This window comes from Gelidibacter pelagius (assembly GCF_017581925.1).
Taxonomy (GTDB): Bacteria; Bacteroidota; Bacteroidia; order Flavobacteriales; family Flavobacteriaceae; genus Gelidibacter; species Gelidibacter pelagius.
In genome coordinates, this window is sequence record NZ_JAGEVG010000017.1 from 39,480 (window position 1) to 63,858 (window position 24,379).

The window sequence follows — 24,379 nt, forward strand, 5'->3', positions numbered from 1 at the left end:
AATTTTTTAAATTTAGAAGTACCAAATCTTATGTTTTTTTAACAGATTTTAAGAGAATTTGAATGAATCCACTTTTTTTAAAGTGTAATGGTATTCTATCTTTACAAATAGTTTGGACTTTTAATTAGGATTTCCACAAGTGGTTTAATTAACTTTGGCGCCTTATAAAAACCAACTAAAAACCCACAATGAATTTTAGAATTCTACCTTTATTATTTTTCATTCCTTCCTATTTCATAGCCCAAGAAAATCAAAATACACCTCAGAACCTCGACGAAATCATCATCTCGGCGCAACGCATTGAAATACCTTTTTCAAAAGAATCACGTTCTATAATGATCATCACTGCCGAGGACATCAAGTTGAGTCCAGCCAAATCTTTGGCGAAACTTTTACAAGAAGTAGCAGGCTTGGATATCAGACAACGTGGCACAAATGGCATGCAAGCCGACCTTTACATTAGAGGTGGTGGGTTTGATCAAACCCTACTCCTGATTGACGGCATTAAAATGGACGATGCACAAACGGGCCATCATATTTTAAATGCCGCCTTACCCTTGGACATCATTGAACGCATAGAAATCATTAAAGGGCCCGCTGCACGAGTTTATGGTCAAAATGCATTTACGGGTGCTGTGAATATTATAACGAAGAAAAAAAGTCCTGATCATCTATCCATCGCATTGAGTGGTGGTTCGTATGAGCAGTTGGGCGCTGCAGTTACCGCCAGTAGCAATTTTGAAAACTCAAATCATTTAATGCATTATTCGAAAAACGTCTCTGAAGGCTATCGTTACAACACCGATTACGACACACAAAATTACTTTCTTAAGAGCGCGTTCAATACTCAAAATAGGCCTATTGAAGTTTTAGCCACATTTACTGATAGAAAATTTGGAGCCAACGGATTTTATGCGACGCCATCGGCAACAGATCAATACGAAGAAACCCAAACGAGTCTTGTAGGTGTCACCACACGATATAAAAAGAACAACTTGACCATCACGCCACAAGTTTATTGGAGGCGTAATCAAGATCTCTATTTGTACAATAGACAGAATCCAACCGGTTATAGAAATCTGCATATTTCCAATAAAGTCGGCGCACAAATTAATGGATCTTATCTGTCCAATATTGGAATTACAGGCTTCGGCGTCAATTTTGAAAAAGTGTTCTTATCCAGTAATAATTTAGGCAACCACTCGAGAACCATAACTACCTTGTTTTTGGAACAACGGTTTAAACTCTTGAATGATCGTATCGATTTAACACCTGGAGTTGCGATGTCTTATTACTCAGATTTTAAATTTCATGCCTTCCCGGGAATTGATGCAGGAATTGATATTACACAGAATCTTCGCGCTTATGCCAATATAGGTTATACGTATAGAATCCCTACTTACACTGATTTATTCTACAGCGACCCCACCACTTTAGGCAATGACCAGTTAAAACCAGAAGAAGCCATTGCTGAGGAATTTGGAATTAAGTTTAAGAAGTCGGCAATTAATTTGACATTAAGTTTATTCAATAGAGATTCAAAAAACTTAATAGACTTCATCAAAACCACCGAGGATGAAGCTTTTAAGGCCACCAATATTAGAAGCCTTAATACGAAAGGCTTTGAAACATCCGTCGATTACAGGTTTTCAATGTTATACTTTGATCAGAAAATCAATTTTGGCTATACCTTTATTGAGGATAAAATAAAGGCATTAGACCTTCCGTACTCCAGATATGCAATTAATTCTTTAAAACATCAATTTATCGCGAATTTCAGATCCCAATTGATCAAGAATTTCTCACAAACGATTCTGTATAAATACGCAGTTCGTAACGCGGGCGACGACTATGGCGTGATGGACATCTCATTAAACTATCAAAAGAAGAATTTCGACATCTCATTGTCGGCAAATAACATTTTCAATGCCGAATACACGGAAACGAATTTAGTGCCGATGCCTAAAGGAAGTCTTCTTTTTGGGGTGACCTATAAATTTGATTAATCAAACATTACTGAGAGGGGTTGATATCGAATGAATATTCATAAGCCTGATTCGCAGGAATTGTGTATTCCGGATGCACCAGTCGTCCCCATGAGGTATCGCCACCAACTCCCATTTGCATATAATCAATGTTCCATTGCACCGTATTACCAATTTTAATATCGGCACCGTGCTTTTTGGTGACAGGCACCAAACCAGAAGCTGATTCGCTGGCATCATCACTATTAAAATCAATTTCGGTCATATCAAATGGCCAAACACTTGTATTAAGTAAAACAGCGCTCGAAGCTTTTAAATTCAAGATAGAAGATGAGACTTCAACCCAACGAACATCGGTTTTATTTCCTGTTTCCTGCGGACGGAGATATCTTTCAAACTGGTCCACGATTTTCCCCGAATACACACCTATTTTAACCCCGGTTTTTCTGTCCCAATAACTTTCCGTCTCTCCTTTTCCATACCAAGACACATCAGTAAAATCATTGGATAAGGTCATGTACATCCCTAAACGAGGGATGTTAGGCAGGTTCTTTTGATTGGGCGTAAAGCTAAAATGGACATTTAGACTTCCATCGGATTTCAAGGTATATTTCACCTCTACTTTAGCCTCATTGTTGGGCAATATATAATTGACTTTATAGGTTACGCCATCATTGGATGCCACAGGATTTCCTGACAACTTAGAGCTATAATTATAGGTGGCGTCCTGCCAAACTTTAGCCCATTGCTGCATATTGTTTCCTAAATCATTATCTGTTGGTGCACGCCAGAAATTTGGGCGGATCGCTGCGTTGGTAATAAGCTTTCCGTCGTAAGTCCACGATTGGATTTCTCCTGTTTCGGCATTGATCTTCAAATCAACAAGGTCATTTTTAATTGTGAAGTTGTCATTGTTCTGAGCGATTTCAAGGGATTTCTCTTCAGATGCAATTGGCTTATTAAATTGACCTTTTTGAAGTACAAACTCATCCCAACCCACTTCATAGCCTTTCGGAATTAAATCTTTGGCATCTTTTTGAATTAAACTGACTTGAAGTATATACTCGTTTCCTAAAGACAAGGACGTTGGAAATTTCTCAAGTTTGATTTTCCCAGTCTCTTGAGGCTTCACATCAATATTAATATTCTCATCTTGAAAAACTTCTTTGCCGTTTTCTAAAATTTTCCAAGCAATGGTTTTATCAGAGAAATCCACAAAGAAATTCTTATTTTCAACTTCTATCACGCCATTCCCCAAATAATTGAATTGGACGGGTTCATAGACTTTCTTGACTTCAGATAAATGTGGGTGTGGCACACGATGTGGATCGACCAAACCGTTATTCAAAAAGTTTCCGTCGGTTGGCAAGTCGGGATGGTAATCATGTCCATAAGCAAAATACGGATTGCCATTTTCATCTTTATATTCTAAAGCCTGATCCACCCAGTCCCAAATATAACCCCCTTGAAGGTTAGGATAGGTTTCAATTATATCCCAATAATCCTGCAAGTTGCCCACCGAATTCCCCATGGCATGCGCATATTCAATCATGATGGAAGGTTTATCCGAATTGGACTTTCCGTGTTCGATCAAAAACTCTGGCTTTGGATACATTGGGCAATACAAGTCTGTATAATCTTCCTTTCTCGCAGGTTCATATTGCACAATCCGATTATCATCATGTGATTTCAACCATTTATAAGTAGTTCTAAAAATCTCCCCCGTTCCCGCTTCGTTCCCTAAAGACCATGAGTAAATTGAAACATGATTCCGATCGCGATAGTACATGCGTTGCGTACGCGCTTCATGTGCTGGCAACCAGCTCATTTCATTTCCTATTTGCGTATTTTTGTCTATGGCTAACGGGTGACTTTCAATATTGGCTTCATCTACCACGTACAATCCATATCTATCGCACAATTCCAACCAATACGGATCGTTGGGATAATGCGAGGTCCGCACCGCATTAATATTATTTAGTTTCATTAGCTGTATGTCCTTCTCCATCGATTCTCGTGATACGATATGACCCGTAAGAGGGTCAGTTTCGTGTCGGTTAACACCACGGATGTAAATAGCCTTTCCGTTAATCAACACTTGAGAGTTTTTGATCTCTACACTTTTGAAACCTACATTTCTGGTGATGAATTGATCGTTTTTTGCGTTCGTTTCATCCTCTAAAACTATTTTTAAAGTATATAGATTTGGCTGTTCAGCTGACCATTGTTTTACATTTTTAAAACTACTTTCTGAAGAAAATTGAATGCTATCATTCGCTGGAATCTCTACAACTTTAGAGTCAGTAAATTTTGATGTTTCGCCATCCAAAACTTCTACGGACACTTTTCTTTTAACGGGCTCATTAAAATGATTGGCTATTGAAACGGTGTTTTTAAAAATGCCGTTCGCATAATTATCATCTAAGTTGGTATAGGCGTAATAATCTGAAATGGAAACTTTTGGTTGCGTATATAAATAGACGTCGCGCTCAATACCACTCATGCGCAAAAAGTCCTGACTTTCCAAATAACTGGCATCACTCCATCTGAACATTTGTAAGGCCAACAAGTTTTTTCCTTCTTTTAAGTATTTGGTAATATTAAATTCCGCAGGCAATTTACTGCCTTGGGAATAGCCCACATAGTCGCCGTTGATATAAACATACATTGCCGATTTGGCACCTGCGAAATGCAAGATGACGTCTTCAGATAAAAACTCTTTATCTAAAGTAATTTCCTTTCTATAGGTACCAACGGGATTATAATCGGTGGGTGCATCTGGCCAAGTCGTGGTAAACGGATAACGCTCGTCCAAATAAATTGGATGATCGTACCCTTCTACTTCCCAATTTGCAGGAACTGGAATTGTTGTCCAATCAGAGTCATCAAAATTCACATTTTGAAATGTGGTGGGTCTCGTTTTTGGATCCTTAACCCAATGGAATTTCCAAGGTCCGTTTAAACTCATGAAGCGTTTTGAATTTTCTTTTTCTTTAAGATCAGCCGATTCAAATCCGAAATAGGTCGCTCTTGGCGGCAATTTATGGTCTTCAAATACCTCGTGATTAAAATGGGACGTTTGTTCTGGGACTTCCAAAAGAGGCTGGTTTTTGCAACCCATCACTATAAATAAAACGATGGCACTAAATAATCTTAATTTCATGTGTAATTTTTTAATACCCGCCACGATGGCAAGCTTGGTTTTAAATGATTTCCAAAACGTCGGAATGGTCCGCAAACACTCATTCCGCTGAGTGATTATGCTATTATCTCGCAGGTTCCGCTTCGGATAATTCTAAAATTGCATGATATCCTCCGCTAATATTTTTCTTAAATAGAAGAGTAATTCTTTGGCGTTATCTTTAGTAAAAATAATTGGGGGTTTAATCTTCAATACGTTATGATTGGGGCCATCGGTACTCATCAAAATACCATGGTCTTTCATTCTATCTGCTAAATAATCGGTTTGTGCTGCCAACGGATTCATATCCGCATCCACCAATTCAATTCCAAGAAATAAACCTTGTCCGCGCACATCACCAATAATTGGAAACTCTTGAGCCAATTTACGGAGTTCATCTTTTAAAAATGTTCCGACTTTTAAGGCGTTTTCTTGTAAGTTCCCGCGCTTTACGGTGCGTATCACCTCAGCACCAATGGCACAGGACACTGGATTCCCACCAAAAGTGTTGAAATACTCCATGCCATTCGCAAACTTATCTGCAACCTCACGTGTACAGGCCACCGCGGCAAGGGGATGTCCATTACCTAAAGGCTTGCCAATAGTGACAATATCTGGAACCACATTATGCAATTGAAAACCCCAAAATGTTTTCCCCATCCGGCCACAACCCGTTTGTACTTCATCCGAAATACAAAGGCCGCCAGCCGCTCTTACAGACTTGTAGGCCTTCGCTAAAAAACCTTTGGGTAATTCTATTTGTCCGCCACAGCTGATAATAGGTTCTATGATGAATGCACCAACACCGCGACCTTTTTTATGGACAACATCAATTTGTTTTTGGACCTCTTCTGCATATTTTTCTGCACTGTCATCACCTCTATATTTTCCTCTAAACGCATCTGGCAAAGGGAAAATATGGGTGTGTTCTGGGGCACCACTACCACCCTTTCCATCAAACTTATAGGAACTGATGTCAATGCACATATTACTGTTGCCATGATAACCCACTTCACTGGCTATAATATCACGTTCGCCAGTGGCCGCTTTGACCATTCTAATGGCCAGTTCATTGGCTTCACTGCCCGAATTGACAAAATGTAAAACACTTAATTCCGGGGGTAAGGTTTCAATAAGTTCTTCGGCCAAGGCGTTAATATTGTCGTGCAAATAGCGCGAATTGGTATTGATCAGAGCCATTTGTTCTTGACCTGCCTTTACCACGTCATAATTTTCATGACCAACATGCGCCACGTTATTGACGGTGTCCAAATATTTACGTCCGTATTGATCCATTAAATATTGACCTGCACCACGAACCATCTTGATGGGCACTTTATATTGAAGACTTAAGCTTTTGCCTAAGTGTTGCTTTCTATAGTTGATTAATTCGGCATTGGAAGTGCCATCAATTTTTTGAAGCGCTTCCGATTTAAATAACACATTCGGATTGGGACAGATGCTATTCCACACGTCTATTTGATTATAATACGCAACTCCAGGGAAATCATTCTTATAATCTAAAAGTGACAACATGATCTGAAAATGAAGATGAGGCACCCAATTGCCGTTTTCTTGTGAAGCTCCTAATGCTCCGATTTTTTCATCTTTCTTTATAGTGTCCCCTACTCTATTTTTAGTAGCGCTTTCAACCGATAAATGCCCATAGAGTGTATAGAATTCAAAGTCGTCGGCTTGGTGTTTTAAAATCACCAAGCCACCATATTCCTTATCACCAGCGTCGTTGACAGCAATAACCACTTCGCCATCAAATAACGCGTTGACAGGAGTGCCGCTTGGCAACCAAAAATCAACCCCTAAGTGGATGGTTCTACTTTCCTTTCCGGAATTTCCTATTTTATCATAAGCATCCGAAGTATATAAAGCACGAGGTTCTAAATAACCACCAGCGATAATATAGTTAGGATGATTCTTTTGAAGTCGATCAATTTTAAACTGAAAGAGATCCAAATCATTAAATTCTTTTTGGTGACCGATCCATTTGCTTGACACACTTAAATCGATGTGATGTGCTTCTTTCTTATCAATGTTTGGAAACAGGTGGTTTAGTTCAAAACTTTGTTTTTCAGCCCAATCTTCAAATGACTTCGATTTAGGATGCGCCTCGTAACCACAGGTATTTCTAAAACTAAAATGAGCAAAGTCCGAACTTATATTGCGCCATTTCTCAAGAACTTCCCAAGCTGGTTTTTCACTGATTAACAAGTAAGTGTTATCAGGTTCTGCAATCTTATTGATGGCAGATTTAGTAACCGAGATCACCAATCGCATAGCAATAGCATTGTACAAATGCGCTAATTCGTCCTCTTGCAATTCAAACGTCGAATGATAACCTTCAACAATCGGCAAAGCCGCTTCCAAAGGATCATTATGATTCATTATGGCATACGCACAAGCAACGGCAACATCGTTAATAATCTGGGTATAAACCGCATCGCCATAATCTATGACCGCTTCAACTTTAGGATCAATTAAATCGGAGGAGACAATGATATTATTATCGTTGGCATCATTGTGAACGACTGCTTTTCTTAATTTCGAATAGTTGTTTTGAGAGTCTTCAAATAGATTTTGAAAATGCTCAACAATGGCTTTTTCTTCATTATTAAACAGGTCAACATGTGCTTTTGTCCAAAGAGATTGTGCCACATCCCAATCAAATCCGCGATGTGCTTCTGCATGGTCAAACCCTTGCAGCGCTTGGGTCAACAATCCGCATTGTTTACCTAAACTAAAGCGCAAATCATCCAATTGCGGATTGACGCCACTCCAAACCCGTCCAGAAACCCAACTTAATAACCGCACATGGCGTTCCTTTCCAAAATCATCGGTGATTTTAGAAATAGCATTTCCATTCGTATCACTTATTACTTTTGGCGCCATAAGATTTCGCCCATGATCTGCAACAAACTGCAAGAGTTGTTGTTGAAAATCGAGATAGCTCTCATTTTCGTTGGGACGCGAAATTTTCAGAATGTAACCAGGATCATTATCAACCTTAATTCTAAAGTTAAAATCCAATTCTCCAGGGAGTTCTGTTGCTTTTCCTTTAATCTGGAATAGCTTGAAGAGAATGTCTTCCGCCTGCTGATTTGATATTTTTAAGTTGTCGTAGTTCATTTAGTCGTTTTGTAAAAGCATTATAAGATGTGCTGCACTCCAACTGAAATTTTGGGCGTTTAAACCTTCTCCTGTTATGGGATGGTAATTTTCACGAATGGCTTTTCCTTTTCCTAAAACGCCATTGGCACCTTCAATAATTTGGATGGTCGCTTGATCGGCCTCGGTATTAAATCCGTAATTGCGTAAGCCTCGCACTCCAAAATAAGCCTGATCCAGCCAGTTTGGACCTCTCCAATAGCCTTTTAGTGGATTGAATTTCTCATGATCCGCACTCATCGTTTGAAACGGTACTTTCGTATAAAACTTTTCAGGATCCATCATTTTAATTTTAACAGCATTAGCTTGTTCCTGTGTTGCAGCATTTGCCCAAAGTGCGGTCCAGCCTTCACTTCCTTCACCTTTAATAAAAGTTTTACCATCAAGCGTGGTATCGTAAAACCAACCGTCTTCGGGGTCATAGAATTGTTGTTGGATTTTGTCTTTTAAAATTGCCGCCTCATTTTTATAGGTTTTTGCCTCCTCTAATTTATTGATTATCTCCGCCAATTCACTTAAATAAAGTTTTTCAGCATACAAATAAGCGTTTAAATCGACACTTTCCTGATCCAAAGAATACGCACCTTCCCCATTTTTTAGAATTTTAGAATCATCAAAACGAATGGCATTATCCATTCCGCTTTCCCATTTTGCAGCAACTACGGTTCCGTCGGTAGAACCATATTCGCACAAGCCATCTTGGTCATGGTCCCGTTTGGCGTACCACCACTCGTGGTATTTTTTGAGTTTCGGGTACATTTCTTTTACAAATTCAGCATCCTTATCCTTTTCGTATATTTTAGCAACCGCCCATGCTGAAAGGGGTGGTTTGGTGTCGCGGTAGTTATGCGCTTCAATTGTGGTATCTCGAAAGATACAATCGACTATAAATCCATCATCACTCTGGAAATCGAACATGGCGCGCATTTGATTTTTTGCCAAGTCGATGTCATAATAGGCTAAGCCCACAGCATGCTTCCAGGAATCCCAAGCCCAAAACCCGTGGAAACCAATATAATGATAACTTGGAAATAAGCCTTCATTTGTAAGTTCCCCAGCAGGAATACGCCAGTTATTTTGTAAGGTCAAATGTGATTTTGCTAAAACTCCAGCATATTTATCATCCTTAAATTCTGGTTTCCCATTTTCAATAATGGCCTTTAACTGATTGTTCTTTTCGCTTTTTCGAGCTTCAAAAACTGAATCAAAATTCACGTTAGCAATGCTTTGTTTCTCTTCTTCCCAGGAATATTCAGGAAAAATAAAGGTTTGAGCCACCACAATTTCTTTGGTTTCGTTGGGTTTTAAAGTTAGAACCTCTTTTGCTCTGTATTGCAAGCTATCGACCAGGTCAACCTGAGTATTTTTCGGAAAAGTGAGATAACCTTTGGCATTCGTTTTTGTGGAATTAATAGTGATGATGTGATCATTTTGCGATAATGAAATACCTTCAATCAAAATTGGCGCATTTCCCCAAAGCACTTCCACATCGATAGTTTCATTACCAGTATTCTTAATTTTAGTCTGCAGTAAAGCCGTATGCCCATTTTTAAAAAGCAATGTTTCGCTAACGGCTATTTTATCGCTTGCATAATTCATTTCCAAGTGACTGGAATAACTTCGAGATGATTCGGTCTTTAAGGATTCAGGATTGTTATCCACCTTAATCTTAGCATTTACAAAAGAAGGACTCAACCAAACACCGTTTTGCTGTGTCATTAAAAAAGGTCCTGTAAAGCCAATCACATCAGTTGTATCTTCAGGCATCCCATAGGCAAACCAAGCGCCCTGATCAGAAAACATAAGACCTGATCTGTCTTTTGCATCTTTTGGCGTGATATGGTAATCTAAAATGTTTTCACTGAAATCCAGAAAATTATTTGCGTTCTCAGTTTTCTGTGATTCTTTTGAAGTATTGCAACTCAAATTAAATAACAATCCGAGTGCAATTACATATTTGGCCATTGTTTTCAGATACATCTTTTTAACCATTTCAAAGTTTTAAATCCATTTATATTATGACATAGCAAATTTCGTTTTTTTATTGACAATAACACAAAACTCACCTTTACTTGACCTTACAAATGCTTCTTTCGTTAAAATTATTAAATTAATATTGTCGATATTTGATAACACGCAAATCATTCTGACAAGTATGAGTACAGCACTGATACTAAGAAATTCCGACTCATGAAAAAGTTGACGCATTTTATTCTTTTCACCTTTATATGTATCTGTTTTACAACACAGGCACAAACGAATATATGGGATGAAAACCCAGCTGATTCGCAAGTTGAGTTGGACAGTTTGTTAACCGTATTGCCAACAGTAAATCGTGCAGACAAAACACTCTTGTTAAATAGGATTGCCGAGATTTATTGGTCAATCAACCCTGACAAAACCATAGAATATGCTTCTGAAGCCTTACAACTATCAAAGGAATTCAATCAAAAAGAACAAGAAGGCTTGGCCCTTATCAATCTTTGCCAAGGCTATTTATTTAATGATATTTATGACAAAGCTTTACAATATGGTTTACAGTCTTTAGAAATCCGAAAAGAGATCGGAAACGACTACGATTTGGCTTTTACCTTACGCACGCTTGGATGGCTATATTATGACATTGGATATTTTGACAAAGCTTTAGAATATCATACGGAAGTACTTAGAATACACGAAAAAATAGGCTCTAAACAACGGATTGCCTACAGTTACAATAGTTTAGGACTGATTTATGAGGGGAAAGGCGATTGCAATTTAGCATTATCCTTTTTTAAACGATCCTTAGAGCTCATCGAAGAGCTTGACAATAAGGACAGAATTGCCGAGGCCATGACCAATATGGGCATCTGTTATCGTAAAATCGATGACCTTGATTTAGCCATAAAATACTTAGAATCGGCTCTGAAGATTACCAATGAAATCAAATTCGATCACAAAAAAGTCTATATCCTGCATGAGCTGTCCATAGTTTACTTGAAACAGGAAGGTTTTGAAAAAGCTTATGCATTATTGGAAGAATCGAGAATGATTATTCAAACGATAAAAAATAACAAGGAATTAATTTTAGAGAACAATAAAATCACCGCCGATTATTATGTCGCAACACACAACTATAAGGAGGCCTACAATTACTATAAGAAATACATAGAAGAAACCTCTGAGATTTTCTCGAGCACTGAAAGTGAAAGACTCGCCGAGATGAGAGTTTTGTACGAGGCAGAACGACGTGAGAACGAAATTAAACTATTAGAGCAAGAACGAAATTTAGAAGCTCAGAAAAGAAACTTCCTACTCATTGGTGTGCTATTATTGGTCATAATTGCAATTCTAATTATTGGAAGCCTCTGGAATAATATAAAAAAGAAGAAAGCCATCTATCTTCAAAACCAAAAGCTGACTAAAGAGAAATTAAAAACACAATCTTTAGAACGAGAGAATCTTGAACATAAATTAGAATTTCGTCAGAAAGAACTCACAAACCTGGCCTTGTTTATCTCGCAACGCACTTCCATATATAAGGACTTCACAAAGTCTTTAAAGAATCTAAAATTCACAGATTTAAAAGAGCTCAAAAAAAACATTGATAATCTTATAAAAGACTATACGTTTAAGTTTGATTTTAATGAAGACATTCAACGCTTCCATGCCAATATAGAAAATCTGCAAAGTGACTTCTTATTTAAAATCAAAGAAGAATTCCCGCATTTAACGGATAAAGATGTTCAGCTAGCGGTTCAAGTTAAACTCAAACTTAGCTCCAAGGAAATTGCCAACATTAATAATATCTCTTTAAATTCGGTGGAAATTGGCAGGCATCGATTAAGAAAAAAGCTCGGCTTGGAGTCAAAAGACAATCTTGTAACTTTTTTAGAAAACATTTGAGTTATAAGGTTATTTCTGACACCCTTTTGCTCACATCTCATCCAACAAGACAACCTGACCAGCAAATTACTCCCACATAATCAGATACTTAAATAACTAAATTCAGATTCCAAAAGCCTCAATAAAATTAAATTTTATATAGGTTGTAAAGGTCAAGTAAAGGTGGTTTCTAATGTTTTGTCTCAAAATAATTTCATATTTGGTATTCTTAAACTTAAGTTAAATCGAAGTTTCAGCTAACTAATAAAGAAATTACTAACATGAAAAAAAAACAATCAAAAAATCAAATTCACACTTTTAAAGCTCTGTCTTTATTACTTTTTGTATTTGTGTCTTTTGGATTTATGACCAACTCATATGCTCAAGGCATTTTGGTGAAAGGAACAATTACAGATAATGTTGGAATTCCTGTTCCGGGAGCAACGGTTATGGTTAAAAGCAATCCTTCTGTTGGGACACAATCTGACTTTGACGGTAATTATGCTCTTGAAGTACCAAACAGCCAAACCATATTGGTATATAGTTTCTTAGGATTTTCAACCAAAGAAATAATGGTAGGCACCCAAACAACCATCAATGTGACTTTACAGGAAAGCGCTGAAGATTTGGATGAAATCGTTATCGTTGGATATGGTACCCAAAAGAAAAGTGATGTCACTGGGGCCATAAGCTCAGTTAAAAGCGAAGATCTTACTAAAGTAGTGACCACGAATCCAGTAGACGCACTTCAAGGTAGGGTTTCAGGTATTACCGTAACGTCTTCTTCTGGAAGTCCTGGTTCAACCTCAGATATCACCATTAGAGGTATTGGAAGTTTCGGAAATAATCAACCTCTTTATATTGTTGACGGTGTACAAGCTGACCCGTATTTTTTAAATGCCAATGATATTGAGTCCATTGAAGTTTTAAAAGATGCTGCTTCCGGTGCTATTTATGGAACCAGAGCCGCTAATGGTGTTATCATCATTACCACAAAAAAAGGTAAAGTTGGCAAAACAAAAATCGAGATTGAAAGTTCTTTAAGCTCCAATACAGCCAGAGAAGACATGAAGTTATTAGATGCCGACGGCTACGTTTCCGTACATAGGCAGATGTATGAGAATGCAGGCGTCAGTCTACCACAGTATGTTCAAAACCCTCCTAATGTAAATACCAATTGGGTTGACCAAACACACAGAACTGGTCAATTAAATTTATTGAACGTTCGGGTAAGTGGTGCATCTGACAATATCAATTATAGCGTAGCAGGTAGTTATGCTGATGAAAAAGGAATCTTGATAGGTTCAGGGTTTTCCAAAAAAGGCATCAATGCCAACCTTTCATCTACGAAAGGAAAATTAAAAATCAACACGAGTTTAAATTACAGTGAAACAAATCAAGAGGATTATAAATTCTCACTTAGAGAAACGTACTTTATATCGCCTTTGATTCCTGTATTAGATCCATCTAAACCATCAGGATATGGCTATAGAAGCGGAGATTTACCCGACCATCGAAATCCAGTTGGCGAAAATGCCATTATTGATGGCTACACCAAAATGAAGTATTTCTTAGGGAATGTAGGTTTTAATTATGAAATAATTGAAGGTCTGTATGCCAACGCAAATTTTTCCTTAACCAACAGAGATAATTACACTTACGCTTTTCATCCGCCATTTCAAGTAAGGGATATTGATGACAATCCTCAAAATGAATATGCCTTTGTTTCTGAGTACAACAGTGAATTCAGAAGGTTAAATCAAGATTATACGCTCAATTACCAGTTTGATATAGGTAAGCATTCGGTTAATTTATTGGCGGGGTATCAAAGAATTTCTGAACCTTTCAAAGAAACCTATGTCCAAGCTGAAGGCTATAAGTTTGATGAGAATGGCGATAAAATCCCAGCTACAATATTAGATCCAAGTTTCAATACGATGAATGCATTTGGCGACGGTACTTATTCCGCCGAAGGCACAAATGCAGAATATGCATTGGTATCACAATTTGGAAGGGTTAATTACGCCTACAATGATCGCTACTTATTTCAAGCGAGTGTACGTAGGGATGGCAGCTCAAGATTTGGTAAAAACAATCAATACGGCGTTTTTCCTTCTGTAGCGGCTGGTTGGAAGATAACGGATGAAGATTTTATGCAGAATCAAAATATCTTCAACTTCCTAAAGTTACGCTATAGCTGGGGTCAAGCTGGTAATGATAGCGCTTTGGGTTATTACGATTACATCGCCCTTGTCTCTCAAGGAAAAGACCGAAACAATGGAGGTTACGTATTTGGAAATCCACAAACCTCATATTTAGGGAGTATCGCCCGCGATTTACAAAATGACGATCTGCAATGGGAAACCAACACCTCATCAAACTTCGGAATTGACTTTGCCTCATTGGGCAATAAGTTAAAGGGAGCAATTAACTATTATAAAACTACAACCCAAGATTTGCTCATTACAAAAGAAGTTTCTCCATCGAGCGGTGTAGAAGATCCTACTGTAAACGTTGGTGAATTTGAAAATAATGGTTTGGAATTAGAATTAGGCTACGTCAATAAAGATGGTGAATTTGGCTACTCCGTTTTTGGAACCTTTACAACCATTAATAGCGAGGTCACCAAACTAAGTAACGCAGATCAAAAATTATATGGGATAGGGTTATTATTTGGGTCAGACCATTTTGTGAACCAAACTCAAATAGGCTATGAACCTGGAGCCTACTTTTTACCAGTGGCCGATGGGATATTCCAAACACAAGCCGAAGTAGATGCTCACGGTGCTCAACCCAATGCCGCACCTGGAGACATTAGGTTTGTTGATCAAAATGGTGATGGTGTAATAGATTCTAAAGACGAAACCTATCAAGGCACTGCAATTCCTAAATACGAGTATAGCATGAGCCTTTCTGCAGATTACAAAAACTTTGATTTCAATATCTTTTTCCAAGGTGTAGGTGGCAACAAAATATACAACGGTAATGATTTCAGATTATTAAGTTTAGATACGGGTAGGAATTTTAGAACTGAAGCTGCGAACGCTTGGACACCTTCCAATACCAATACCAACATTCCAAGAGCTGTATTGGGCGATCCTAACAGAAACAGTAGAGCCTCAACCAGATTTTTGGAAGATGGCGATTATTTAAGAATCAAAACCATACAAATTGGCTATTCATTACCTACCAGTGTTCTCGAAACTTTAGAATTGGATAAATTCAGAGTTTACCTCACCGGACAGGACCTCTTCACATTCACCAAGTATAGTGGGTTAGACCCAGAAGTTGGAGGAGATGTATTGTCAAGAGGTATTGATATTAATTTATATCCGAAATATAAATCGATAATTTTTGGAGTACAATTAGCATTTTAAAAATTACTAAACAAAACAAAATGAAAAACGTATATAAAATAGTTTTAGTTGCTTTAATATTAACAACTATAGCATCATGCAGTGATGACGAGTTCTTAGAACAATCATCAGCAGATCAATTAACCTCCGTCAGTTTTTGGAGAAATGCTGAAGATGCACAATCAGGTTTGGTAGCGGCCTATTCAGAATTAGAATCAAGAAGTAATTTTTGGGATGGCTGGCAAGAAGGACGACCAGTGGTTGAGTATTTCAGATCTGATTATGCTCTACCGGGACCGGATGCGAGTAACTACGCACATTGGATGTCCATATTTAATTTCAGCTATACCAATGGCCATACCTTTTTAGATGTGATATGGACCACGAACTATAAAGGATTAAATTTTGCCAATCAAGTTATTACCAAAGTTGGAGAAATGACCTCTGACAAGATATCGGATGCGGAGAAAAAGCAAATCATTGGAGAAGCTACTTTTTTAAGAGGTTATTACCACTTTAAATTATTGACGCTTTATGAGCAAATTATTTTAAGGACTGAGTTAATTTCTAACGAAACCTTAGACAAGCCGCTATCCACTCGTCCAGAAGCTTGGGAAGTGATTATTAGCGACTTTAAACAGGCTGCAGAGATGTTGCAAATAGTCGACAATACGGAGCCTGGAAGAGCCACAAAAGGAGCTGCCCTCGCCTATTTAGGAAAAGCTTATATGTATAAAGCTGGAGATGCTTCCTCAGCTGAAGCCTCTGACTTTGAAAATGCAGCACAAGCTTTTAAGCCAATTGTTGATGGCGCTGCAGGCAGCTACGCTTTAGAGTCTGATTTTTTAAGCTTGTTTAATGGCGAAAACGAAAACAATAAAGAATCCATCTTTGAACTGCAGTTTAAAACCGCAGATGCCACATCGGATAACTCAACAAGATTACATGCTTTTGTAGGCGACTGGTCCATAGGTGGATGGGGCGGTATTGCTGCTACCATGGATATTGTAAACGAAATGAAAAGTGAAGGCATGATTGCCAGTAATGGCCTTTATGACAATAGACTATACGGTTCGCTCTATTTTAAAGACCCGTTTTATAATGATTCCAACACCAATCAAATGCAGGGCAGCACGTGGGATGCCTTAATGATGGAAACTTATGAAAACACAAATGATGATGCCGCTTATTTCAGAAAATGGCTACCTAATTATGTTCGGGATAATAGCTATGTTGGTGTTAATGTGGTATTAATGCGATATGCTGATGTATTACTCATGTATGCGGAAGCTTTGAATGAAACTGGAATGACGCCTCAGGCCATTGACATCATAAATAATGTGCGGGCAGTTCATGGCTATATGCCTCCAATAACAGTGACTTCTCAAACTGATGTTAAAAAACAAATCATCCATGAACGCACCATGGAATTGACCTTAGAATCCGTGCGATTTTTTGATTTGAGAAGATGGAATATGCTGGACCAAGCCATGCAAGCAGCTGGTAGAAATAATTTCAGTGCGGCATCTCATGCTTACTTACCAATACCTTTGTCAGAGATTCAAACCAACTCTGCCATTGATTAAATAGTTTTTGTTTATTTGATTTAGTCAAAAAGAGCTGTCATGAATTAAATGACAGCTCTTTTTTATTATAAAACTTCAGGATTAAATTACCGCGTTCATAAGATTAGGACATTAAATTAAAAGAAATCTTAATGCCTTCTATGATCATCCCTGTTCCTATGATCGCAATGATCAATCCCATTATTTTTCCAATCACAGAAATAACATTATATCCAACTATTTTAACAATATACTTACTTAGTCTGAAAGTTATATAAGTCAATAAACTCATCGATCCAAAAATAGCAATGACTAAAAACACTTGTAATGGCGTCACATTGGCTACAAAGTTCATGGCTGTAACAATTGTTCCTGGCCCGGCCAAAATAGGAATGGCCAATGGTGAGACCGCAATGTTCTCATCAATATGTACATCCTTAATGTTCTTTACATTGGATTTTTTTGATTGTAGCATTTCAAAACCAATGTAAAATATTAAGATCCCTCCGGTAATTTTAAACGCAGGAATACTAATATTAAACAATTCGAAAATATATTTCCCCAACAGGACAAAAACAGTGACAATAATAAAGGCAATAATATTTGCTCTCTTGTTGATATCTCGTTTTGTTCGCTCATCAGCACCTTGGGTCAAGGATAAAAAAACGGTCATGTTTGATATTGGATTGGTGATCGCAAAAAAACCGGTAAATACTGTAATCGAAAATGTTAATAGGTTATCCATTGGCTGAAGTATTTCAATGTTCAAAGTACTTGAATCACTTCTTTACTTCCTAAGTAATTTTGATTTAATTTTAACCGCTCATTAAAAACAATTACGCCCCATTTTGGAGTGCAATTGATAAGTTCTGAAGCTAAATTGCTTAATCTTTTATTTAATATCTCTTTCAACAAAAACTTCTTTTGCCACTTTTAATGCATTCAGCACCCTCGGAAAACCGGTGTATGGCAGCAAGTGAATGATGGCGCCTATTATTTCCTTTGGAGTCAATCCAATTGTAAGGCCAATATTGACATGCAATCGCAATTGCGGTTCCAATCCCTGGGTGACTAAAGAAGAAATTGTAATCAGCGTTTTATTTTCATCGGACAGTCCTCCTCTCGAATAAATGTCACCAAAAGCAAATTCAACAATATAATTTTCCAACTCGGAATCTAAATCCATTAAACTGTCAAAAGTGATAGAGTACGCAGGTTTATCCGATGGGTCTTCATATTTCTTTATGACTTCCATACCTCGTTGATAGCGTTTTGATTTTTCCATGATTTTATTTTAATTAATTTATGATTGTATAGGTCATTTAATATAGATGTATATCCCAATATGCTATTTAACCAGACTTTTCAGACAAGCAAGTGCTAAAATGGCAGTTGATGCCTGATTTTTTAAAGGTTTCATCATAGAATATACATTTGCCTTTGGAGCTTATTTTTCCTTAGGTCTATTTCTATATATTTTAAAGATACTGATGTATCAATTATAAATCAATCCTGTTCTAAAAAAACTTTAAACACATTAAAGAATCCTCCAAGTAGGGCCGTCAAGGTGTCACTACGATTAAAATCAATAAGTAATTCTATAGAGAATAATGCATTCCTCCACTCCTACTTTAGCTTTTTTTCAACAATCCAATTGAAAAACCACCCTTGCGCCAATGGGAATACTCCGTTAAACGCCTCATTTAATTTACAATATACTGTCGAACTATCATTACATGTTGCAGATCATCGAAAATAGCTTTTTTTACATTTCTTTTTAACTTATGTTTAACAAAAAAAATATTTTCTGTTGCGGAAATTCCTACTAATTTTCTCTATGTCTTGCACATACTGCTTTTCTCAAAGTATAAATTTTGACCAACTCGATAAGGAGAAATGGTTTCGGTATAATGGAGATATTTCGGCAAACAGCGAAACAAAGCTCTAACTTATTCTATGTTAACTGAGTAAAAACAAAATTCCAGTTGGGCTTAATGAACTAACATATTTTGCTAAAAAAATTAAATATTTAAGAGACAGAGGTATATCTACTGTTAAATTTAAGGATGGCAGTGAATTTAAATAGCGTGGATTTAAATAACTTGGATTGGACAACCAAATAGAGGTGAAAATGAATATAATAGGTAATGAATATCGCACGGTAGTCCCTATCGAAATAGTCACTGAAAATGATGTACAGGGGGGCATAATAAGTCTATAATATATATATGATAAAAAAAAAGTGACACAATTCGCGTCGGAATATGACAAGAATAATCCAAATTATCTTTTTGGAAACATATCTCTTTCTAATAGAAATAAGAAACTTGCGAATTTGAAAAAAATAATAGAAAAAGATAACGACCTAGTTTCTATCGGAAATTATTCCTTATTAGATAACAACAAAATAGAAATGAAGTGGAGCTATTACTATGGAGAACCTATTGAATTGATTTTTAAAGGAGAAATACTTTTAAACGGCGATGCTATAAAAGGTACATTTTATAAAAACGGAGAAATAAATGTACCAAGTAGGGTCTATTATAATATAGACAAACCTTTACCCGAAAATTTAATAGAAGAGAATAATGTCTAAGGAAAAAACCAATCAAGAAGATAATTTAAAAATCTCAAAACGTTTGAAACAGATTAAAAGTACTGCGGTACGGTTTTTTTTGGCTGGGGTTATTTTTGCTCTTCTTGGCGCAGCGATACCTTTAGGTTTTTTACCTAAAGCAGGTGGGCGTATAAGAGGAGATTTTTCACAGACCCTTCCTGAAAGAATAGGAATATTATGGTATATAATTTTAATGGTGGTTATTGCAATAGGAATTGTTGCTCTAATATTACATCTATATCATTATTCTGAACTAAAAAACGATTTAAAACAACAATTTAAAACAACATTCAAGTCAAAAATAAAAGATTTTACAGCCCTAACTGATGATTTAGGAAACAATGTTTACCGAATTTGGCTACAACCCAACGCTTACGCTTTAAATAAGATTGAAGTTAATTCAGATAATTGCTTCGGCTTTCCAACCATCAATACCGTTATAGAAATCGAGATTACTTGTAAGGCGCACCTACCGTTAAGAGTAGAAATCATTGATCCGCAGCTTAGTGATTCTGAACACGCAGCCAATATAGATAGGGCAATTTCAGAAGCAACTAAGAAACTAAAAAATCATAACCAACACTCATGAAAAAAATACATATTTATCATTTTAGTTCTAGGAGTTTTGTGGATAAAGTAAATATAAGGGCAAAATGTCTATGCCTCTAAATAGTTCAGAAACAAATGATTTTGCTCATGCTCCTCCACGTACTAACAATAACCATAACGAACCACACGAAAGGATTGACTTCGTCGAATTTCATTTCGTGCGGCAGCGGGGATAGAGAAGGATTAAACTCTTTAGACGACGTTCTAAAAGTAACTAAAAGTAAAATATACAAAATTGCAGATCACGGTAAAGCTGATGATATGGATAACTTAAGTATTGAGCTAATTAAAAAAGTAAATTAAATATGTTGTCAAAAAAAATAAGAAAAACTATTCTATTTTCGAATTTGAATTTATTTCTGCAACCAAAAGGTTTTGTTTTAAGAGATAATTCGAATGACCCAAGATTTATAAGTAAAATCGAAAATGGTGTTGTATATATATATTTCAATTTTGATAATTCTGGAAGTATTTATTCTTCTGGTTTATTAACATCATTAAATGAAATAGAAGAAATTATCATAGAGACAGGAACACCAAATTTAAACATTGAAACTCCAAATAATAAAGATTACTATTTTATAAATACATTAAAGGACAAAAGTTTTGAAATCATTTTCAATGAAAAATACCGTCACTACAGTTTTAAATCTGAAACTGAAATGCAGGAGTTTAGTGAATGGTTAATAAGTTATATAAATACAAAAGGATTTGCTTTTGTAGAACATTATAGTTTTTTACCCAATGTTTTGGCAAAAATGAACCAGTTGATGGATGATGGTACATATTGGAATGGAATATTATCAGGTCTTGCAGATTATTTATTTAGAGGTCTTATAATTTCAAAACTGTGTAATGATCCTGATTTTAATAACAAAATTACTTACTGTGATAAAAAACTAAGCTCAAGAGAAAGCTTATCCGAATGGCTCCCATATTACGAAAAACTAAAACATAAATTAAGCACGCTAGAGCCAAAATACAATGCAGAAGATGGTCGTGTTTTAAATTTAGAAGATATAGTTTAAATCGATTATTGGAAAATAACACAAGAAGTCCATGGCTGAAAAAGATCATATAAAAATCATAAATAGTTTATCATTTTATAAAGCTATAAATGATCGTGACCAATGGTTTCCTCGGGTTACGGTTGAAAAAGTAAAAACACAAGAAGAAGTTATTTACCCAGACGGTGGCTCTTGGCCAATAATTCAAATAAAATGCATAAATGATGACGCTATTTTAGAATTAGATACTGTACAAACAAGAAAAGGAACTATTAAAAAAAGACTTGTCAATTATAATATAAACGATAAATATCTATTGGCGTTCAAAGAATTGTTTAATCTAAAAACAAGGTATAAAGAGACGAATGCACTTGGCATTAATTTAAATAAAAACTCAGAAATATTAGCTTGTGAGGCTAGTTTTAAAATTTGTGAAAAGTGCAACGCAAAGTATATGGCAATTTATGCAAAACGTAGTGAATCCGCGAGAGATGATGATCATATATTGTATGTTCATGGTATTTGGAAAGTTGAATTATCAAAAGAATTTGGAGAACATTTAAGCATTTAAAATAAACCACAGTGGACTGGAAGTGCCTCACTACCGCGAGCATCATGCTCATGCCGTCAAGAGCAAGAAGAGTATGGCTAATAATGAAAAGTAGTACGGATACGAGCGATACGCCTCGCTCCGCAAAGTTTCCCCACTTTGAAGAACATAAAAAGCGGAAAAACCGATATTTAAAACGAACAAAAACGAAAGAAGATTATTACAAAGCCCCCAAATCATAACCAAAAATTATGAGTAAAAAATACTTATTTATCATCTTAAGCTTGTGGAGCTTTGCACTTAGTGCTGCCACACATAGTCCTGTGCTTTCTGCGGAAACTGAAAACAGAACCCATATAATCGAACTTAAAAACTGGAAAAAAGTGACTGGTATTGCTGCTGACGAAAGCAGTCAGTTTTTTCAATATATTAAGAGTAAAAATGAATTTAGATATTATTTCAATCACAATGCCGAAGAAGCTAAACTGGCTTTTCAAAATATATTTAAAAATCCAGAAAGAGCAAAAGAGTTATGGAATTTGAATCCTGAGTTTTTCAGGTCTTTAAATGATGCTATTAAAGACTTTAATGACCTCATTGAGTTGGCTGAAGATGGTACTCTTATTAACTATATAAATTGGGTTTATTGATATGGAGCTAATTAAAAGAAAAGAAATAAACTATGTATATTCAGTTGTTAAATTGAATAAAACACTACTTGTTTCCAATAAAAACAATTATGCGAGGTGCTATGAAGAAAATAATTTTGAGCATCAAAAAACGACGGTAAATAACCTAAATATATTAAAAACTTTCAAAAATAACGATATCATTTATTTACTGGATAATTGGAATAAATTATTTGAACTAAAAAACGACAATATATTCCCTTTTATAGATGAATACTCTTGTACTGATAGTTTAGAAATTTTAAATCATATTGTTTAATATAAGGGAAAAATTAAAAACAGGGTTTTTTGTATTTATTCATTATCAAAAAAAGAAATTCTATGGGAGTTGGAGAATACTTCACTTTTCGTTATTGGTATTTATTGTTTTAGTAGAAAAGAAACAAACTTCAAATGCAATCCGACTTTCCAAACCCGGAGAAATCAAAAAATATGTAGTCGCAGTGGATAAAACAAATGGGGAGATAAATTTTTTAAAATTAGGAGACAACTTTTGATATGCTAAAAATAGACAAAATTATAAATGAAGATTTTTCTTTCAGGGAAATAATTTTAAATCGTATTAATGAAGATTTCAATAATCTTAAATCGTATTCTTTAGAGCTTCGTTTTATGGAATTCACATTGGCAGTCAGATCAATAATTGATTTTGACTTTAATCAAGCCAAACAACATTTCTATACTGCTTCATTACTAGATAAGTTACGTATAGAGAAATTTAATAGCTCTATGCTAGACTATGAATTGTCCGCGGCTATGTATCCAATCTTAAGTGATAATGAAGATTTAATAAAAAATTATTCAAAATTAAGTTACAATCCATGGGGTAAAATGCCGGGAATGGAAGAAAACGTAATGAATGGCAAGGATGCAATTTGGTGCAATACCATCCAATTTTTTATGGCAAATGATATTAAAGGAATAGAAAGAAATCTAAATATTATTGAAATCAAAACTTTACCTAAACTTACTAAAAACCAACAAGAGCTGGAAATTGACTATTTATTTTACGCTGCACTTCTATGCAAGGATAAATCTAAATGTGAGGAACTTTTAGAACAATTAGTTAGCCCAAAAATTCATAAAAAAAGGAATGGCAATACAGTTTTAGCTCAATATGTTTCACAACCAGCTCTAGGTTATGCAAAATTAGCTTGGCGTTTAGGTGTTGAAGTTGAAGTTAATTCTCCTCTTATTCCTAAAGAAATATTACCAATTGAGCCATTGGATAATTACGAAATACCATATGATTTTTTGAGGAATTAATTTCCCTATCCATTGTGAGCACCAACATAACACCTGAGACAAGAACGGTAATAAAAACATGAAAGAACTATAGCTATCAGGAACAACCCAAATCATAACCAAAAATTATGAGTAAAACATACTTATTTATCATCTTAATCTTGTGGAGCTTTGCACTTAGTGCAGCCACACATAGTCCTGTGCTTTCTGTGGAAACTGAAAACAGAGCGGACTCATGCGATTCCATAAAAACAAAAACCGCAACCGCGAGCCAGTTAGCCTATTTACAGCAATTAAAAACCTTGCGAGCCATGCCGTCTGTAAACAGAGCTGCTTTGGCCAATACCGCACAATCCATAAATACGGCATCAGCAGATATAAGTATTTTCCCTTTAGAGGCGGCAAAAAGGTGGGCTTTCCCTACGCTGAACCAGTAACTATCAGCCCATCATAATTTCAATATTCCTTTAACCTCTAGCCAACCTGAGTTTAATGAGGCGTTTATAACTGCCAATTTCAATAGAAACCCAA

Annotated in this window: 17 protein-coding genes; 12 read left to right on the plus strand and 5 right to left on the minus strand. The window is 36.1% G+C overall.

Going from position 1 to position 24,379, the window contains the following annotated elements; translation table 11 throughout:
* The first annotated feature begins 188 nt into the window (after window positions 1–188).
* On the plus strand, window positions 189–2,006 hold the full coding sequence (locus J4051_RS14250) for a TonB-dependent receptor (RefSeq protein ID WP_208234552.1): 1,818 nt from the start codon (window positions 189–191) through the stop codon (window positions 2,004–2,006).
* Window positions 2,007–2,013: 7 nt separating this feature from the next.
* Here the strand turns inward: J4051_RS14250 and J4051_RS14255 are convergent, their stop codons facing one another.
* The 3 genes from J4051_RS14255 to J4051_RS14265 form a co-directional block, all read right to left on the minus strand.
* On the minus strand, window positions 2,014–5,148 hold the full coding sequence (locus J4051_RS14255; RefSeq protein WP_208234553.1) for a glycoside hydrolase family 2 TIM barrel-domain containing protein: 3,135 nt from the start codon (window positions 5,146–5,148) through the stop codon (window positions 2,014–2,016).
* A gap of 132 nt (window positions 5,149–5,280) precedes the next feature.
* A complete protein-coding gene (locus J4051_RS14260; protein ID WP_208234554.1) occupies window positions 5,281–8,307 on the minus strand; it encodes an aminotransferase class III-fold pyridoxal phosphate-dependent enzyme in 3,027 nt (1,008 codons plus the stop codon).
* Window positions 8,308–10,326, minus strand: a complete 2,019-nt coding sequence (locus tag J4051_RS14265; protein WP_236027457.1) for an MGH1-like glycoside hydrolase domain-containing protein — start codon at window positions 10,324–10,326, stop codon at window positions 8,308–8,310.
* A gap of 210 nt (window positions 10,327–10,536) precedes the next feature.
* On the opposite strand from J4051_RS14265, the gene J4051_RS14270 reads away from it, so the two are divergent.
* From J4051_RS14270 to J4051_RS14280, 3 genes are all read left to right on the plus strand, one after another.
* Window positions 10,537–12,231, plus strand: coding sequence for a tetratricopeptide repeat protein (locus J4051_RS14270; protein ID WP_208234555.1), 1,695 nt, complete (start codon window positions 10,537–10,539; stop codon window positions 12,229–12,231).
* A 260-nt stretch (window positions 12,232–12,491) separates the two neighbouring features.
* Window positions 12,492–15,587: a SusC/RagA family TonB-linked outer membrane protein gene (locus J4051_RS14275; RefSeq protein ID WP_208234556.1), complete on the plus strand. Its 3,096-nt coding sequence runs from the start codon at window positions 12,492–12,494 to the stop codon at window positions 15,585–15,587.
* Window positions 15,588–15,607: 20 nt separating this feature from the next.
* Window positions 15,608–17,152, plus strand: a complete 1,545-nt coding sequence (locus J4051_RS14280) for a RagB/SusD family nutrient uptake outer membrane protein (RefSeq protein ID WP_208234557.1) — start codon at window positions 15,608–15,610, stop codon at window positions 17,150–17,152.
* A 103-nt stretch (window positions 17,153–17,255) separates the two neighbouring features.
* Here J4051_RS14280 and J4051_RS14285 read toward each other — a convergent pair whose 3' ends face one another.
* On the minus strand, window positions 17,256–17,876 hold the full coding sequence (locus J4051_RS14285; RefSeq protein WP_208234558.1) for a MarC family protein: 621 nt from the start codon (window positions 17,874–17,876) through the stop codon (window positions 17,256–17,258).
* A gap of 147 nt (window positions 17,877–18,023) precedes the next feature.
* A complete protein-coding gene (locus J4051_RS14290) occupies window positions 18,024–18,416 on the minus strand; it encodes a carboxymuconolactone decarboxylase family protein (protein WP_208234559.1) in 393 nt (130 codons plus the stop codon).
* A 1,050-nt stretch (window positions 18,417–19,466) separates the two neighbouring features.
* Here J4051_RS14290 and J4051_RS14295 point away from each other — a divergent pair.
* The 8 genes from J4051_RS14295 (at window position 19,467) to J4051_RS14330 (ending at window position 24,285) form a co-directional block, all read left to right on the plus strand.
* Complete coding sequence (locus J4051_RS14295; RefSeq protein ID WP_208234560.1) at window positions 19,467–19,727, plus strand: hypothetical protein; 261 nt, start codon at window positions 19,467–19,469, stop codon at window positions 19,725–19,727.
* A complete protein-coding gene (locus tag J4051_RS14300) occupies window positions 19,720–20,337 on the plus strand; it encodes a hypothetical protein (RefSeq protein WP_208234561.1) in 618 nt (205 codons plus the stop codon). The genes J4051_RS14295 and J4051_RS14300 overlap by 8 nt, the downstream gene beginning before the upstream one ends.
* A gap of 325 nt (window positions 20,338–20,662) precedes the next feature.
* Window positions 20,663–21,385, plus strand: a complete 723-nt coding sequence (locus tag J4051_RS14305; RefSeq protein WP_208234562.1) for a hypothetical protein — start codon at window positions 20,663–20,665, stop codon at window positions 21,383–21,385.
* 31 nt (window positions 21,386–21,416) lie between these two features.
* Window positions 21,417–21,935: a hypothetical protein gene (locus J4051_RS14310; RefSeq protein WP_208234563.1), complete on the plus strand. Its 519-nt coding sequence runs from the start codon at window positions 21,417–21,419 to the stop codon at window positions 21,933–21,935.
* A gap of 230 nt (window positions 21,936–22,165) precedes the next feature.
* On the plus strand, window positions 22,166–22,564 hold the full coding sequence (locus tag J4051_RS14315; protein ID WP_208234564.1) for a hypothetical protein: 399 nt from the start codon (window positions 22,166–22,168) through the stop codon (window positions 22,562–22,564).
* A 1-nt stretch (window position 22,565) separates the two neighbouring features.
* Entirely contained in the window at window positions 22,566–22,862 is a 297-nt protein-coding gene (locus J4051_RS14320; protein ID WP_208234565.1) for a hypothetical protein, read from the plus strand.
* 239 nt (window positions 22,863–23,101) lie between these two features.
* The gene (locus tag J4051_RS14325) at window positions 23,102–23,869 is read left to right on the plus strand and encodes an immunity 49 family protein (protein ID WP_208234566.1); all 768 of its coding nucleotides are present in this window, start codon (window positions 23,102–23,104) and stop codon (window positions 23,867–23,869) included.
* Between the two features lie 107 nt (window positions 23,870–23,976).
* A complete protein-coding gene (locus J4051_RS14330) occupies window positions 23,977–24,285 on the plus strand; it encodes a hypothetical protein (RefSeq protein ID WP_208234567.1) in 309 nt (102 codons plus the stop codon).
* Window positions 24,286–24,379: the final 94 nt, after the last annotated feature.

What these genes read in the sequence shown, in the direction of transcription:
- J4051_RS14250 (WP_208234552.1), top strand. Translation starts at nt 189, where the DNA reads ATGAATTTTAGAATTCTACCTTTATTATTTTTCATTCCTTCCTATTTC.
- J4051_RS14255 (WP_208234553.1), bottom strand. Translation starts at nt 5,148, where the DNA reads ATGAAATTAAGATTATTTAGTGCCATCGTTTTATTTATAGTGATGGGT.
- J4051_RS14260 (WP_208234554.1), bottom strand. Translation starts at nt 8,307, where the DNA reads ATGAACTACGACAACTTAAAAATATCAAATCAGCAGGCGGAAGACATT.
- J4051_RS14265 (WP_236027457.1), bottom strand. Translation starts at nt 10,326, where the DNA reads ATGTATCTGAAAACAATGGCCAAATATGTAATTGCACTCGGATTGTTA.
- J4051_RS14270 (WP_208234555.1), top strand. Translation starts at nt 10,537, where the DNA reads ATGAAAAAGTTGACGCATTTTATTCTTTTCACCTTTATATGTATCTGT.
- J4051_RS14275 (WP_208234556.1), top strand. Translation starts at nt 12,492, where the DNA reads ATGAAAAAAAAACAATCAAAAAATCAAATTCACACTTTTAAAGCTCTG.
- J4051_RS14280 (WP_208234557.1), top strand. Translation starts at nt 15,608, where the DNA reads ATGAAAAACGTATATAAAATAGTTTTAGTTGCTTTAATATTAACAACT.
- J4051_RS14285 (WP_208234558.1), bottom strand. Translation starts at nt 17,876, where the DNA reads ATGGATAACCTATTAACATTTTCGATTACAGTATTTACCGGTTTTTTT.
- J4051_RS14290 (WP_208234559.1), bottom strand. Translation starts at nt 18,416, where the DNA reads ATGGAAAAATCAAAACGCTATCAACGAGGTATGGAAGTCATAAAGAAA.
- J4051_RS14300 (WP_208234561.1), top strand. Translation starts at nt 19,720, where the DNA reads ATGTCTAAGGAAAAAACCAATCAAGAAGATAATTTAAAAATCTCAAAA.
- J4051_RS14305 (WP_208234562.1), top strand. Translation starts at nt 20,663, where the DNA reads ATGTTGTCAAAAAAAATAAGAAAAACTATTCTATTTTCGAATTTGAAT.
- J4051_RS14310 (WP_208234563.1), top strand. Translation starts at nt 21,417, where the DNA reads ATGGCTGAAAAAGATCATATAAAAATCATAAATAGTTTATCATTTTAT.
- J4051_RS14315 (WP_208234564.1), top strand. Translation starts at nt 22,166, where the DNA reads ATGAGTAAAAAATACTTATTTATCATCTTAAGCTTGTGGAGCTTTGCA.
- J4051_RS14320 (WP_208234565.1), top strand. Translation starts at nt 22,566, where the DNA reads ATGGAGCTAATTAAAAGAAAAGAAATAAACTATGTATATTCAGTTGTT.
- J4051_RS14325 (WP_208234566.1), top strand. Translation starts at nt 23,102, where the DNA reads ATGCTAAAAATAGACAAAATTATAAATGAAGATTTTTCTTTCAGGGAA.
- J4051_RS14330 (WP_208234567.1), top strand. Translation starts at nt 23,977, where the DNA reads ATGAGTAAAACATACTTATTTATCATCTTAATCTTGTGGAGCTTTGCA.